This window comes from Neptuniibacter sp. UBA6509 (assembly GCA_002435145.1).
Taxonomy (GTDB): Bacteria; Pseudomonadota; Gammaproteobacteria; order Pseudomonadales; family Balneatricaceae; genus Neptuniibacter.
Map to the genome: position 1 here is coordinate 22,145 of DJLT01000006.1, position 13,851 is coordinate 35,995.

Below are 13,851 nucleotides of genomic sequence, written 5' to 3' on the forward strand. Positions count from 1 at the left end.
CAGGCAGTCAAGCTGTTTTATTCAAATTTTATTGTTTTACACTGTTGACAGGCATTAAACCTTAAGATCCTTAAGATGTGGATTTAAAAACCTAAAGTTACAGTATTGACATAATTAACATCTTGATTTTAAAGGATTAATTTTTGATTGGTTAAAAAATGATCAGTTTGAGCCGGGCCCTTATTTAATGGGTGTTTCATGGAGTTTTGAATAATTAATTCACAAAGTTATCCACAGTGAATGTGGGTAGCCTTAGGCAGCCCTTGTAGCATCGGCGTTTGCTTGGAAAGTGGATGGTTTTATGAATCTAATAACTATTTTTTAAAGAGAAAAATTAGTTATAAAAAAGTATGATTTTAGTGTTTGGAAAAAAGGAAGAATGATGGAAAACGGGATGGTTGTTCAGCTGATATTACCCTTAACTCTTTTTACTATTATGCTGGGAGTGGGGATGTCTTTGCGTATACAAGAGTTTAAGCTTTTTTGGCAGCAGCCTTCTCTTGTTTTTATAGGGGTTGTTGTTCAACTAATTCTTTTGCCTTTGCTTGGGTTGGCAGTGGTAAAGCTGTTTCAGCTTAGTCCCGTTCTTGCTGTGGGAGTCATGATTGTGACATTTGCGCCAGGAGGTGCTACATCCAATATGCTGACTTATCTTGCAAGAGGTGATACTGCCTTATCAGTTTGCTTAACGGCAGTTTCAGGGCTTATAACGCCTTTCACGATGCCTGTTTTAACAGTATTAGTGATGGGTTACTTTATGGGTGAAAGTAAAACGATTGAGTTCCCCATTTTTCTGACAGTCATTAAGTTAATTGTCATGTCTGTTATTCCTGTTGTTATAGGGGTTTGCATTCAGCGGTTTTGGCCAGAATTTTGTAAGCGAATTGAGCGTTTTGTGAAAATTCTTGCCTGCTTCTTTTTGATAATGGTTGTTTTCTATATTGTTAAGACAAATTGGGAACAACTACCTGTTTTACTCACTGAGTTAGGGCCATCAATTCTTTCGTTAATTATTATTGCTATGTCTATAGGTTACTTTATTGCTTGGAAGATGAGCTTGAGCGCAGAGCAAGGGGTCACTATGTCGATGGAGGTCGGCATTCAAAATGCGGCTATTGCTTTAATGATGACAGGGGGAATACTGCAAAATTCAGAAATGGCTGCCAGTGCGCTTATCTATGGTGTGCTAATGAATATTCCGGCATTTATGCTGGTTATTTATACAAACAGCGGGCTAAGCAGTGTTATGAAACAATCAGGCTAAGTTTTTAGTCTCTTAAAGATGCCAAGTACATGGAAAATTGGATGTAAGGTGTAACGGGGTGCCGTGCTTGCTTAATTCAATTGCTCAACCACAGAGGCGATAGAGAACTTTCGATACGATACAGTTCACAGCCTGAATCGTATCGGTATTAATCAATACCCAAGACTTTATGGTTTTGCAGACTTAGCTTCCAGCGTGGGTGCTCAAGGCAATACGTTATGACGTCTTGGGTATGGATGGGCCGAGCGGGGCTATCTAAAGGCTGAAGATAGAAATCAGTAAAGTCCATATCCTGAAAGTCTTCGGGCTGAGCAAGCGCTTGAGGGTAAACCAACTTCAGCTCATCTCCGGAAGTGATAATCACCTCCGCATCGGCTTTAGGGCTTACACAGATCCAATCAATATGATTAGGTAAAGGCTTAGTTCCATTGGTTTCTATGGCGACTTCAAAGCCATGCTGGTGGCAAGCGTCTACAAGTGCTTGATCGAGTTGTAGAGCGGGTTCACCTCCCGTGAAAATGATGTAAGGTGAGGTGGAGCTTTGTTCGGGCCAGAAACTTTTAAGAAATTCACAAAGTTGATTTGGCGTTTCAAACTTACCGCCATTTTGACCATCAGTGCCAATGAAGTCAGTATCACAAAAATTGCAGACGGCATTTTTCCTGTCCTTTTCACGTCCAGACCATAAGTTACAGCCAGTGAAACGACAAAAAATTGATGCACGTCCACTTTGCGCACCTTCGCCTTGCAAACTATAGAAAATCTCTTTTACGGAATACATTAGATTGTGTTAGAAAGGGCCTTTATTTTAGAGGCGATAAGTCTACACTGGCAGAGTGTGACTGCAAGTTAATTTCATTCATTTTAAAATTAGATAACTAATTTTGGTATTACGGGATTTATACGTGGAACTTCAAGAGATTGATAAAACGGTTTATAAGCAGAAACAGCGAAAAGTTGCTCTAGTTCTGTGTTTAATTTTTGCAGTTATTGGATTAGGTTTGAGTGCTGTTTTCCGTCATTATTTTGGTAATGAAGATGGGAGCAACACATGGGTTAATCTATCCGGTGTTTTATTAGGTGCGCTCATTACTATCGGTGTCTTCTCACGTTTTGTTACCCGCCCTTATTATGATGAGCTTCGTTATGGGTGGAACTTAAAACGTCAAGCATTGAAGATCCAGAACCACCGCCATCGTTGGGAAAAACTGCTAGAAGAAAAGAATGAAACGGCTGCGGTGGTTCTAGCTTTTTATTACAAGGCGACGTTGCAGGTTCAAAGTCTAGAAGGAAATGATTTTGGCTATAATGACACTAAGGAGCGTGAGAACAAGTTTTTGCTTCAATGTCAGGGGCTTGAAGTCGGTGCGGATCCTTCCCGTTACTCCATTGATATGCTTCTGATGATGAAATAGCATTTTTACCTTTTGCTTAAAAGGCACAAGCTACAGTCTATTTGGTATATTCTAATGTCTTACATTAGGGAACGTGACTATTAGGCTGTTTCTGTGTCAGAATCATTATATCCTTATGGAATAAACTTATAATAATTAGAGGGTGGATGATGTTTAAACAGACAATAAAGGGTTTAGCGTTGGTGACGTTGATAGCTTCATCATCGATGGTCTTAGCTGAAGGCGCTAGGAAGGCGATGATTACACCAGAACTATACTCCTTCACCGTTGAGCATGATGGTGAACCTATAGAGGTTATGCGTAATCAAAACCCTGATAATAAAGTCCATGAACTCTACAACACAACGTTTCGTGGAATGCCTCAGCCTATTCATCCCTTTGAACCTCATGATGTCGAGACAATTGGTGAGCGAGAGTTTGTTGCTTTAATGCAGGCCGCTCAAAAAGATGAAAATATTTTGATCGTAGATACACGTACTGAAGGTTGGCACTATCGTTTGACGATACCTGGAAGTGTGAATGTTCCTTTTACGGTTATGAAAGAAGAAGAGTCAGCTGCGGATGCCTTAGATGACTTTGGTGTTGTAAAAAATGCAGATGGTAGCTATGACTTTGCTCAGGCTAAAACATTAGCGATGTTTTGCAATGGTTACTGGTGTGGACAGACACCTACCTTGATTCGTGCGCTATTAGAGAAAGATTACCCTGCCGATAAAATGAAATATTATCGTGGCGGGATGCAAGCATGGACAAGCTTAGGTCTAACAACAGTCGGAGATGCTGAATAGCGTTTGATTGAAAAAGCCTCCTTTGGAGGCTTTTTTTCTTTTTTGTGCTCCCTGGAGCCATCGCACTTCTATCTACTTTTCTTTCTCTATATTAATGAGACCTGCCTCACTAGGCCTCTAGATATAGGCTCCATTACGTTTGGCTACTCTGGAATACATATCTCTTTACGTTTTATAGCAATCAGCGTTCGTAAGAATAATACGACGATTACGCAACTTGCCAGCAGCAGCAAAACGATAGAGAGATAATGGAAAAAAGGCAGAGGGTTTGCATGGTACATGCTTAGTGTTGCTATTGTGGATGCCGCCAATGGGAATGAGTAAGCCCACCAAGACATAAAGAAATTTATTTTCATGAATTTTGGTAGCTGTGAAAGCAAAAGTAAAACTAAAAACATAGCGCTATAAAACAGAATACGGGCAAAGCTATCTAATTCTCCAGTCAGCTTCATGTAAGAAATAAATCCAACAGCAGGTGGTGCAATTAATATAAAAAGTGTGGGAAGTAGTTTTTGCGGTAATGGCTCATGGAAAAACATACGGTTGAATATGAGCGTTTTAAGTACGATCCAATAAACTAAACCGATAGAAAAGAAAAACCAGCTGACCTCTAGAAAGCCATGTTCAACACCGGCTACAGGTACCAATATATTACCGACTACAGGGATAAACCAAGCGGGTGTACTATGGGCTATTTTGAATTTTGGCTGATGTAGCCATTGTCCTAAGGTATATAAGGTAAAACCTAAATGAATAATGCTACCCATGGCCCATAAGTAAAAAGATAAGGTGGTAGAGATTGATAGTGTGGCAACACTCATCAGTAACATACCGATTGAAAATGCGGGGAAGAAGCTCATCTTAATTGGATGATGAAATTCTTCAATGACAGCGTGTGGGTAACTGCGTGCCTTTAGAGCGTAAGTGACCACAATAATGATAAAGGTGCAGACGCTAATCAGTAACAAAACGTTAGAAATGATGATCGGAAAACCCAGAAGGAGTGCAGCTTTTTCCCAGGCGAGGCTTAATCCTGTCAAACCCATGACCATCGCAAAAAAAAGCGGGAGGGAAGTGAGCTAAGCGCGAACTTACATGTTCAGAATTGTTTGACATAGATGATAATTGCCGCTAAATAAGTATATTCTAATATATTAATTTATAACTTAGGTTAATGCTACGAGCTTTTGATAGAAAAGCCATAAACTTAAGTTACTGCCTCGTTTGAGGTAGTAAAGAATAAACTGTGTGGAGGGTTTGTTATACGTTTATGGGCGCTGTGCTTCACCGCCAAATGCTGAAATCAATGCAGGGAATAGCTTCGCGAATTCCAGCCCCATTTGAACCATGTCGGCATCAAACTGCGCTACTTCATCTTCAGCCGCTTCGTCAGCCATCTTATCTTGAAGTTGTTCGCTTAACTTAAGGCGTTTAATTGATAGGTCGTCCTGAATTAAGATTTTAAGTTGCTCGTCCCACTCGACAGCTAATTTAACAACACGTTTGCCGGCTTCTAGATGAGCAATAAACTCTTCATCTTCAAGCTGTTGCCCTTTGATGCGGATAACACCACCTTCAAGAACATTATCCCGAAGTTCACATTCATCAAGTACTTCAAAACCATCTGGAAGGCTATCCGTTTGTTCTAGCCAGTTAGACATCACCGCAGAAGGGGATTGCTGCACATCGGGTAAAGTTATTTGTAGGCTGCCTAAAGTGCCTCTAAGATGGCTTAGAAGTTCTTCAGCGCGTTTATGGCTAGATGCGTCAACGGCAATCCAGCCTAAACTAGGTAAGATGAGCGCGGTCGTTTGCTGGAATTTACTGAACGCACGAGGAAGAAGGTCAAGAATAACTTCATCCTTAAGTTGATCTTTCTCTTTTTTATAAACTTTTCGCGCTTGCTCATGTTCAATGACGGCGACCTTTTCACCAACGGCTTCTTTTATCACCGCGCCCGGTAGAATCTTTTCTTCCTTTCGAGCGGCAATCATAAACATGCCATGCACTTGGTGAGCATGCATGTCGTCTAGAAGGTGACAGGGGGGGACCCAGCCGTAGCGACTTAGTTCTTGGCTTTTACAGGGACTGAACGTTTGTTCTTGGAGCTTCTCTTGTAACTGTTCCTGAGTGTATTCAAAGGCTTCAGTTAAACGATAGAAGATTATATTCTTAAACCACATAGCAGCTCCAATTAGAAAAATGGCTCTGCATGTTAACAAGAATTGTTGCGGATGGAAGTGAAAAATTGTTTGTTTGGCTTAACAAGTGTGAATTAGGTAAAAATTAGTGAGCGTTTAGCTTTTTATGACCCTTGCTCACTGCTCTATCAACATAAAAGCCATATAAATCGAGTGTGTTAACCCCGACTATTTTTTCAGCGACTTCGTTGCCTAGGCCATCTAGAAAGAGGAGGGTTGGGGTGGCCCATGCGTTATATCGCTGTGCAAATTCAGTCGCGTCCACGCGTTGACCATTAAAGTCTTTTACTTGATGGCCACTGTATATTTCCAATCGGCTAAACAGTGTTGAGTTTTTATACTGCTGGTTGAGCTGCATAGGTTTGAGAATCTCTTCTGTGACTTGTACACAATATTCACAATTGGGTTGAGAGATTAAGAGTAGGACAACCTTTTGATTTCCTAAATGGTCAAATCCTTTTTGTGAGTAAGAATCCTGTAGATCTATGGCTATAGGTATTTCTGAGCCCCAGGTTATGGGGCAGACGAAAAGAAGCAGCGTTAAAATGAATCTCATCATATGGAGTTGTCTATAACAAAACTAAGGTTATAAGCCTTCTATAAATGTAAGGCTGTGTTCTATCACATCGTCTAAGTAAAGATCTCTAAAAAAGTGACCAGCTCCCTCGATTTCGATTGCGGTAACCATGGTGTTATCAATACTGGCCATTTTTTTTGGTAGATCTGGCACTGTTGTATCTTCGTTGCCACTGAAAAGGAGAGTAGGTATGGTTGTGTTTTTTAAAAGGTAAGGGGTGTCTAAACGGGGATCAGGGCTGTAATAATTCAGAAAGCTAGCTGTCGTGACCCGGGTGCTGCTGCAATAGATAAAATGGGTATTATCCATCATCTTTTCTTTTTGTTGAGTCTTAGCAAAACTTAGAAGAGGTGAGAGTTCTTGTTGATAACGCTCAGCGTAATTGTTTTGCTCGTCCTGCTCGGACCATGTTTGTGGCGCTAGTAAAATTTGTCCTTTAATCGCGGGATTTGATTTTTCTTGAACGTACCATGCCGTCTGGTTGCCGCCTCTGGAGTGGCCTGCCAAAATTATCTGCTGAGTTCCTTTTGACTTAAGCCAGTTAACCCATGCATCAATCTCTTCAATTGCATCCGTATGCTTATGTGTATGTGTGGTATCACAGTCATACATACCGTGGCGGTCATCTATTCCTAAACTTAAATTGATTGCGAGGCTACTGATCTCTTCATCATTTAAGAGCTCTTGCCAGGTTTGGATTATCTCCATTTTATTATGAGCAAGCGTACCATGGGTGATTAGAATGACCGTATCAAAGCCGCTTTCATCTGCCAAACTTAAGTTTGCGTTTAGAGTGAGATCCTTCCATTTCAGTTGCACTTCTTCCGCTGAAACTAGTTGAGGGTTGGCAATAGCAATAGCTAGCAATAGCGTACTTAGTAGGCGAGATGTCACAGAGTGAGATTTTATTATGCGTGGCATAGAAGCTCCAATACGGCTTGTACTTTATTTAAGTTATATTGATATTCTTAAATGAGATATGCAAGCCGTTTAGGAGTTTTGAACTGCGAATCATACTAATGATAAGAATTCAGTATGGAATCAAGCATGAAAATGACAGGTTTTGGTTATAGCCCTTCATAAGCCAGTAGAGCATGAACAGGAATGCCTGAGTCTTGGATCTTACTTGAACCTTGAAGATCAGGTAGATCAATGAGGGCCGCCGCTTCATATACGGTGGCGCCGAGTTTCTGAATAATACTGCAAGCCGCTAAAATAGTACCACCTGTCGCAATAAGATCATCAAAAACTAAAACCTTATCCCCTTCAGTAACGGCATCTACCTGCATCTCTACAGTGGCTGTGCCGTATTCTAGCTTATATTCCTGGTGGATGGTTTCTCCGGGAAGCTTGCCTTTTTTTCGTACAAGAACAAGCGGAATGTTTAGGTGATATGACATGATTGACCCAATTAAAAAGCCTCTAGCATCTATGCAGGCAATATGGGTAATGTCGCTATCAATGTAACGCTGGATAAAAGCATCGGAGATCATACGAAGTGCTTTGGGGTCTTTAAACAGAGGAGTGATGTCTCGGAACTGGACACCGGGTTCCGGCCAGTCAGGAATTGTGCGAATAACTGACTTTACATAACATTCGTCGTAAGACATTAAAAAAACTCCTTAGAAGCTATGTGTTGATTTAGCGCAATGATTAACCGCGAAGAAAACGGTCTAATTTCGATGTTGGGTTACACATTTAGATGGCTACTTTATGTGCAACAAATAAGTACCGGTCATATTAGTGACCGGTACTTATTTTAAGATTGAGTACCTTTACCGCATGCTGCGGTGGTAGTCTCTTGAACTTCAGGCTCCGGGCATTCACCTGAGAGTTGGTAAAGCTTATCGATATCTTGGATATGTACTTCTTTACCTTCAACTACGAGTAAATCAGCTTTTTGGAAGCGAGTGAAGATACGGCTAACGGTTTCTACCGCAAGGCCTAAGTAGTTACCTATTTCGTTTCGTGACATAGATAAGCGAAAGCTGGTCTCAGAATAGCCGCGTTCTTTGAAGCGATGGGATAGCTTAATAAGGAACGTTGCAACGCGCTCTTCTGCGTTTTTCTTTGAGAGTAACAGCATCATCTGCTGCTCTTCTCTGATCTCTTTACTCATTGTACGTAGCAGTTGGCGGCGCAGTTCTGGCAGTTGGCCAGATAGATCGTCTAAACGTTCAAAAGGGATCTCGCAAACGGTTGTCGTTTCAAGTACTTTAGCTGAAACTGGGTATTCGTTTGAGTCAAACCCACTCATCCCTACAAGCTCTCCAGGGAAATAAAACCCAGTGATCTGCTCTTCACCTTCATTGGTTATTGTGTAGGTTTTAATGGTGCCTGCACGAATAGCGTAGACATTGGTAAAGTTCGAGCCTTGATGAAAGAGATGCTCTCCCTTCTTTAAAGGCCGACTTTTTTCAATGATATTATCGAGACGTTCCATCTCGGTCATATTAAGAGAAACGGGTAGGCAGAGTGTACTTAGGCTGCATGTATTGCAGCTTACCTGTTGTAAGCTGCGCAGTTTTCCTTCTGTCGCCTTGTTATTACCCATAATAAAAATCCTGTTGTGTTAAATCTAGCGGCTACTTAATTTCGATTATGTAGTATTTCAGCATATACGGGAAGTTAAATAATTCTAGAAAAACGCTGTGAGTTCTGATCTTTTGGTATATATGCATCAAAAGCCATGCAGATTCTACGTATTAGCAGACGGCCTGCAGGTGAAACAACGATACGTTTAGGGTCAAAACTAATAAGACCATCCTTAGTAAAAGCACTTAATTCTTGCTGGGCATCGGCAAAATATTGATCGAATTGAATTCCGAAGAGTTTTTCTACCGGTTCTTTTTCCAATTCAAAGTGGCAGATTAATTGAGTAATCACGTGACGGCGGATAATATCGTCTTGCGTCAGTGATACGCCGCGACGTACTGCATGGGAATCTGCTTGAACCGCATCTGTATAAGGTTGCATCTCATGCTGGTTTTGATAATACACAGAGCCAATTTGGCTGATAGCAGATACACCCATTGCCACTAAGTCACATTCAGAGTGGGTTGTGTACCCTTGGAAATTTCGGTGCAGCTTACCGGTATTTTGCGCTATTGCGAGCTCGTCATCTGGCTTGGCAAAATGATCCATACCTATGTAAACATAGCCCGCTTGAAGTAGCTTATTAATAGTCGACTCAAGAATGGCTAATTTAACTTCTGGGCTTGGTAGCGTTGCTTCGTCAATATGACGTTGCGGTCTGAATCTATCGGGTAGGTGGGCATAGTTAAATACGGATAATCTGTCCGGATTCATCTCTATCACGGTATCTAGTGTTTCATTAAAGCCATCAAATGTTTGATAAGGTAGGCCATAAATCAGATCTAGATTGAGCGAGCGGAATCCTTGGCGTCGCGCTTCTTCAAGTATGGCAGCCGTTTGCTCAACTGACTGTACTCGGTTAACCGCTTCTTGAACTTTCGGGTCAATATCTTGAAGGCCGAGGCTAATGCGGTTGAAGCCAATTTCCCTAAGAACCTGAATAGTTTCTTCAGTCGCTTCCCTTGGATCGATCTCAATGGAGTAATCGCCTGAATCATCATCCAGTAGATTGAAATTGGAACGCATCTGCCCCATAAGCTCACGCATCTGCTCATGGCTGATAAATGTTGGTGTGCCGCCGCCCCAATGTAACTGAGTTACTTTACGGTCATTGCTATACCACTGCGACAGTTGGGACATCTCTTTGTATAAAGTATCGAGATAGGGCTGTGCTTTTTTTCGATTACGAGTGATAACTTTGTTACATGCGCAGTAGTAGCATACATGTGCGCAGAACGGGATATGCACATAAAGAGATAAGGGGGCGTTGAGGTCTGCGCTATTTTGCCCTGTGCTGACTAAGTCAGCGGCCGATAAATCTGGATCAAACTGTACGGCCGTTGGATAAGATGTGTATCTTGGTCCTGACAGGTCATAGCGCTTAATTAGATCTAGATCCCACTTTATTAGGTTACTATCCACGAACATTTCCTCGTAATCTTTTTACTACTGCAATAAAAGGGTAGTGAATATGGCTAGCGAATCATTCCTTGCCAGGGAATTGTATAGATTCCCATTAAAATAATGATGCTACCTGAAATATATTTAGTTAGTTGCTTTTGTAAAATTACTTTTACTTGTTGTGCCAGCACACCGGTTAGCAGCATCGTTGGTAGAGTTCCCAGACCAAATGCCGCCATGAGCTGTGCACTCAAGGTCCAATCTGACGCTGCAGAAGCCCAGATTAAAGTGCTGTAAACTAATCCACAAGGTAACCAGCCCCATAGCACTCCCAAAAGTAATGCTTGAGAGATATTTCTAACGGGTAATAGTTTGCTGGCCAATGGGCTGATTTTTTTCCAAATCATTCCGCCAGCGTGTTCAATTTTTGTAAGACCTTGCCACCATTGAGCTATGTAGAGACCCATGCATATAAGCATGATGCCAGCAAAGGTGCGAAGGGCGAGTTGTATTGTTTGATTTTCAACCAACCAGCTTAGGCTGCCTAAAAGAGCGCCAGCAAGAGTGTAACTTAGAATGCGGCCGCTATTATATCCTAGCAATAAGCCAAAGCCTTTGGTTCCATTTGGATTGCTTAAAGATACCGTCGTGGCAATCCCTCCGCACATACCAAGGCAATGAGTGCCGCCTAGCAACCCTAGAATAAAAGCGGTAGGTAAAGAAAGGGCTTCAGTCATCCTGTTTTTTATCGGGATTTACGCGTGCGTCTTCAGGGATAAGGTCGTCGTCGTCATCGTATAAAATACTATGAGCAGGGCTTTCTAAATCATCATACTGGCCATTATTTACATTCCAGAAAAAAGCCCATACGGCACAGCTGGCTAGAATGATAGCGATTGGAATGAGAAGAAAGATAATATCCATTGAGATAAAGAACCCTTAGCTTTTGAGGTGTTAATTCTACCTGATTTTACAGCGCTCGGTTAGTGGGTAATCGATATGATCGGTGTAGATGTATTCAATGTGTAAAAAGAGTGACTATACAGGGAAGGTATGTATTGGTAATTTTATAATGGGAGGCGGCTATGAGGGCGCTTGAGTTTCCGTATTTGCAGCATTATTTGCTTGAGCCTCTAAGGACTGAGCGGGTTTGGTTGTTTTAAGCTTATATTGCTTTAGACGGTTAAGGCGCATCGCATTTCCTACGACGACAAGTGAGCTTGCCGACATTCCTAAGGCTGCCATGTAAGGAGCAATAAAACCGAATGCCGCTAGTGGTAAAGCCATAAGGTTATAGCATAGAGACCAACCGAGATTTTGTTTGATAATTTTCTTTGTTTTACGCGCTAATAAAATCCCATCGACCAATCGTAATAGGTCATGGCTAATCAGTACACCGTCTGCATTTGTTTTAGCTAAATCTGTCGCTCCACCCATTGCGATGGATGTTTGAGCGCCTGCGAGTACCGGAATATCATTAATACCATCACCGACCATGACGACTTGAGCCCCTTGCTCTTGGAGGCTCTTTACGTGACTTAGTTTCTCTTCGGGAGAAACTCCAGAAACGGTTTTATCAATACCCAAGAAGGCTGAAACCTCTTCTACGGCAGAAGAGTTGTCGCCGGTTAGCATTTCACAGTGTAAACCGAGTGCTTGTAGGCCTTTAATAGTTTGTTGGGCCTCTGGGCGTATCTGATCATTTAATCTAAACCAGGCAAGCGCAGATGTTTCATTACACAAAAGCAGCCACTGCCCACTATCTTGAGGTAATGGTGGAGCTGCTTTATTTGAAATCAGTGTGGCGTATTCCGGTTTACCTATTCGATAAGTCTGGTTGTTAATTGAACCCTGTAGACCTTGGCCTAATGTGTTTTCAATCTCTGTAGCATCAAGTTCACCTGATCTCGCATGGAACGCTTTGGCTATTGGATGTTCGCTATGTTTTTCAAGCGCCGCTGCTATTTTAGTGCATTCCGTTTCGTTCAAGTCAGCGATAGGAATTACTTCCTGTAGGCTCAGATTACCTTCTGTAAGGGTGCCTGTTTTATCAAAAACAATGTGTGTTGCTGTTGCTAGGCTCTCTAGAACATGACCTCGGGTTATGAGTAATCCGTTTTGTCGTAATGTTCCTGTGGCTGCTGTAAGCGCCGTAGGTGTAGCAAGAGATAATGCGCAAGGGCAAGTTACGACCAATACCGATAATGTAATCCAAAATGCATGCGCGGGTTCTACCATCCACCAGCCTACACCTACACAGGTTGCTGTGATAAGTACGGCAGCAACAAAATAGTTGGCTACCTTATCTGCAATTTTTGCTACTTGCGGTTTCTCTTCCTGAGCGCGCTCAAGTAAACGAACAATGGCTGAAAGTTGGGTGTCACTACCTGTTTGAATGATCTCTATCGTGAGTGGGTTTTCAACATTAATTGTCCCGCCAACAACATGCTCTGTTGCTTTCTTTCTGATGGGCAGGTATTCCCCTGTCAAGGCTGATTCATCAATAGAGCTATTCCCATTGATGATGATGCCATCCGAGGGGATGGTATGGCCTGGCCGTACAATTACATGGTCACCCGTTTTTAGATCGTTGACGGGGACCAGTTGTTCTTCACCGTCAACTAAACGTAGAGCGCTGGCGGGGAGTAGATTTAGTAGTGAATTGCCTGCTCGCCCTGTGCGATGGCGAGCCTGCATTTCTAGGAAACGGCCAATAAGAAGGAAGAAGGTAAACATGGTGACCGAGTCAAAATACACTTCGCCGCTGTTTGTAAATGTAGCCCAGACGCTCGCAAGATATGCTCCACCAATTGCTAATGAAACGGGTACATCCATTGTTAAGTGGTGGGTTTTCAGGTCCCTCACAGCAGCAATAAAGAAAGGACGGGCCGCATATAATACGACAGGCGTGGCAATCACAAGACTTGCCCAGCGAATAAAGGTCACATACTGGTTGTCTATGCCCTGTAGGGCTCCGCCATAGAGCGCAACCGCTAGCATCATGGTTTGCATCATGCCAATACCCGCGATACCTAGTCGTCGGGTTGCCCGTTTGTGTTCCTGTTCTAAAAGCTGTTCTTCTTTGTCTGGATGATATGGATGAGCTTGGTAGCCAATCCGGTATATTTCAGACAGTAATGTGCTTATGGGAGTGATGTTTTTGTCCCAGTTAATACGTGCACGGTGGTTGGTCAGGTTGACGTGGGCTTTGGTTACACCGGGAGTTTTCTTGATATGGTTTTCAAGTAACCATACGCAGGCTGCACAGGTTATTCCTTCAATTACCAGTGAAGCTTCAGAGATGGAGTTTTTGCAAGTGATGAAGTCGTGCTGGACATCATTGTCGTCATACAAAGCGAGTTCTTGCAATAATGATTCAGGAAGCTCTTTGCCTCGAATTTCAGGAGAGTCCGCAGCTTCTGTACGATGTTTGTAATAAGTATCTAAGCCGCTGCTAATGATGGTTTCAGCAACAGCAAGGCAGCCCGGGCAACACATGTTGCGAGGTTCTTTATCGATGACCAAGGAGTAACGGCTTCCAGGAGGGACCGTGAGTCCGCAGTGGTAGCAGTTATGCTTTTCATCTTGGTTAGCCGGGCTTTCTGACATT

The 13,851-nt window shown here is 42.4% G+C and carries 14 protein-coding genes; 3 read left to right on the forward strand and 11 right to left on the reverse strand.

Going from position 1 to position 13,851, the window contains the following annotated elements:
- Nucleotides 1-394 precede the first annotated feature (394 nt).
- Nucleotides 395-1,264: a bile acid:sodium symporter family protein gene (locus B4K11_RS01060; protein WP_292949804.1), complete on the forward strand. Its 870-nt coding sequence runs from the start codon at nucleotides 395-397 to the stop codon at nucleotides 1,262-1,264.
- 148 nt (nucleotides 1,265-1,412) lie between these two features.
- Here the strand turns inward: B4K11_RS01060 and queE are convergent, their stop codons facing one another.
- Nucleotides 1,413-2,045 carry a 7-carboxy-7-deazaguanine synthase gene (queE, locus tag B4K11_RS01065; RefSeq protein WP_292949753.1) on the reverse strand — a complete coding sequence of 211 codons (633 nt, stop codon included), beginning with the start codon at nucleotides 2,043-2,045 and terminating at the stop codon, nucleotides 1,413-1,415.
- Between the two features lie 124 nt (nucleotides 2,046-2,169).
- Between queE and B4K11_RS01070 the strand changes: the two genes are divergently transcribed.
- Both B4K11_RS01070 and B4K11_RS01075 read left to right on the forward strand, forming a co-directional pair.
- Nucleotides 2,170-2,679 (forward strand): DUF3087 family protein, encoded by a 510-nt coding sequence (locus B4K11_RS01070; protein WP_292949755.1) that lies wholly within the window; start codon nucleotides 2,170-2,172, stop codon nucleotides 2,677-2,679.
- A gap of 146 nt (nucleotides 2,680-2,825) precedes the next feature.
- Entirely contained in the window at nucleotides 2,826-3,467 is a 642-nt protein-coding gene (locus B4K11_RS01075; protein ID WP_292949757.1) for a rhodanese-like domain-containing protein, read from the forward strand.
- Nucleotides 3,468-3,610: 143 nt separating this feature from the next.
- Here the strand turns inward: B4K11_RS01075 and B4K11_RS01080 are convergent, their stop codons facing one another.
- The 10 genes from B4K11_RS01080 to B4K11_RS01125 all read right to left on the reverse strand — a co-directional run bounded on the left by B4K11_RS01080 (nucleotide 3,611) and on the right by B4K11_RS01125 (nucleotide 13,850).
- The gene (locus B4K11_RS01080) at nucleotides 3,611-4,513 is read right to left on the reverse strand and encodes an SLAC1 anion channel family protein (RefSeq protein ID WP_292949759.1); all 903 of its coding nucleotides are present in this window, start codon (nucleotides 4,511-4,513) and stop codon (nucleotides 3,611-3,613) included.
- Between the two features lie 222 nt (nucleotides 4,514-4,735).
- Nucleotides 4,736-5,650, reverse strand: coding sequence for a recombination-associated protein RdgC (gene rdgC, locus B4K11_RS01085; protein ID WP_292949760.1), 915 nt, complete (start codon nucleotides 5,648-5,650; stop codon nucleotides 4,736-4,738).
- A gap of 103 nt (nucleotides 5,651-5,753) precedes the next feature.
- Entirely contained in the window at nucleotides 5,754-6,227 is a 474-nt protein-coding gene (locus B4K11_RS01090; protein ID WP_292949761.1) for a thioredoxin family protein, read from the reverse strand.
- A gap of 27 nt (nucleotides 6,228-6,254) precedes the next feature.
- A complete protein-coding gene (locus B4K11_RS01095) occupies nucleotides 6,255-7,166 on the reverse strand; it encodes an alpha/beta hydrolase (RefSeq protein ID WP_292949762.1) in 912 nt (303 codons plus the stop codon).
- Nucleotides 7,167-7,312: 146 nt separating this feature from the next.
- Nucleotides 7,313-7,855, reverse strand: a complete 543-nt coding sequence (locus B4K11_RS01100) for an adenine phosphoribosyltransferase (protein ID WP_292949764.1) — start codon at nucleotides 7,853-7,855, stop codon at nucleotides 7,313-7,315.
- 149 nt (nucleotides 7,856-8,004) lie between these two features.
- Nucleotides 8,005-8,799, reverse strand: coding sequence for a fumarate/nitrate reduction transcriptional regulator Fnr (fnr, locus tag B4K11_RS01105; RefSeq protein ID WP_292949766.1), 795 nt, complete (start codon nucleotides 8,797-8,799; stop codon nucleotides 8,005-8,007).
- Between the two features lie 74 nt (nucleotides 8,800-8,873).
- A complete protein-coding gene (gene hemN / locus B4K11_RS01110; RefSeq protein ID WP_414689208.1) occupies nucleotides 8,874-10,262 on the reverse strand; it encodes an oxygen-independent coproporphyrinogen III oxidase in 1,389 nt (462 codons plus the stop codon).
- 53 nt (nucleotides 10,263-10,315) lie between these two features.
- Entirely contained in the window at nucleotides 10,316-10,978 is a 663-nt protein-coding gene (locus B4K11_RS01115; RefSeq protein ID WP_292949770.1) for a sulfite exporter TauE/SafE family protein, read from the reverse strand.
- Nucleotides 10,971-11,165 carry a cbb3-type cytochrome oxidase assembly protein CcoS gene (ccoS, locus tag B4K11_RS01120; RefSeq protein ID WP_292949772.1) on the reverse strand — a complete coding sequence of 65 codons (195 nt, stop codon included), beginning with the start codon at nucleotides 11,163-11,165 and terminating at the stop codon, nucleotides 10,971-10,973. The genes B4K11_RS01115 and ccoS overlap by 8 nt, the downstream gene beginning before the upstream one ends.
- A gap of 159 nt (nucleotides 11,166-11,324) precedes the next feature.
- The gene (locus B4K11_RS01125; RefSeq protein ID WP_292949774.1) at nucleotides 11,325-13,850 is read right to left on the reverse strand and encodes a heavy metal translocating P-type ATPase; all 2,526 of its coding nucleotides are present in this window, start codon (nucleotides 13,848-13,850) and stop codon (nucleotides 11,325-11,327) included.
- Nucleotide 13,851 lies beyond the last annotated feature (1 nt).

Excerpts from the sequence above, each read along its gene's own strand:
- B4K11_RS01060 (WP_292949804.1), top strand. The coding sequence starts at position 395 with ATGGTTGTTCAGCTGATATTACCCTTAACTCTTTTTACTATTATGCTG.
- queE (WP_292949753.1), bottom strand. The coding sequence starts at position 2,045 with ATGTATTCCGTAAAAGAGATTTTCTATAGTTTGCAAGGCGAAGGTGCG.
- B4K11_RS01075 (WP_292949757.1), top strand. The coding sequence starts at position 2,826 with ATGATGTTTAAACAGACAATAAAGGGTTTAGCGTTGGTGACGTTGATA.
- B4K11_RS01080 (WP_292949759.1), bottom strand. The coding sequence starts at position 4,513 with ATGGGTTTGACAGGATTAAGCCTCGCCTGGGAAAAAGCTGCACTCCTT.
- rdgC (WP_292949760.1), bottom strand. The coding sequence starts at position 5,650 with ATGTGGTTTAAGAATATAATCTTCTATCGTTTAACTGAAGCCTTTGAA.
- B4K11_RS01090 (WP_292949761.1), bottom strand. The coding sequence starts at position 6,227 with ATGATGAGATTCATTTTAACGCTGCTTCTTTTCGTCTGCCCCATAACC.
- B4K11_RS01095 (WP_292949762.1), bottom strand. The coding sequence starts at position 7,166 with ATGCCACGCATAATAAAATCTCACTCTGTGACATCTCGCCTACTAAGT.
- B4K11_RS01100 (WP_292949764.1), bottom strand. The coding sequence starts at position 7,855 with ATGTCTTACGACGAATGTTATGTAAAGTCAGTTATTCGCACAATTCCT.
- fnr (WP_292949766.1), bottom strand. The coding sequence starts at position 8,799 with ATGGGTAATAACAAGGCGACAGAAGGAAAACTGCGCAGCTTACAACAG.
- B4K11_RS01115 (WP_292949770.1), bottom strand. The coding sequence starts at position 10,978 with ATGACTGAAGCCCTTTCTTTACCTACCGCTTTTATTCTAGGGTTGCTA.
- ccoS (WP_292949772.1), bottom strand. The coding sequence starts at position 11,165 with ATGGATATTATCTTTCTTCTCATTCCAATCGCTATCATTCTAGCCAGC.
- B4K11_RS01125 (WP_292949774.1), bottom strand. The coding sequence starts at position 13,850 with ATGTCAGAAAGCCCGGCTAACCAAGATGAAAAGCATAACTGCTACCAC.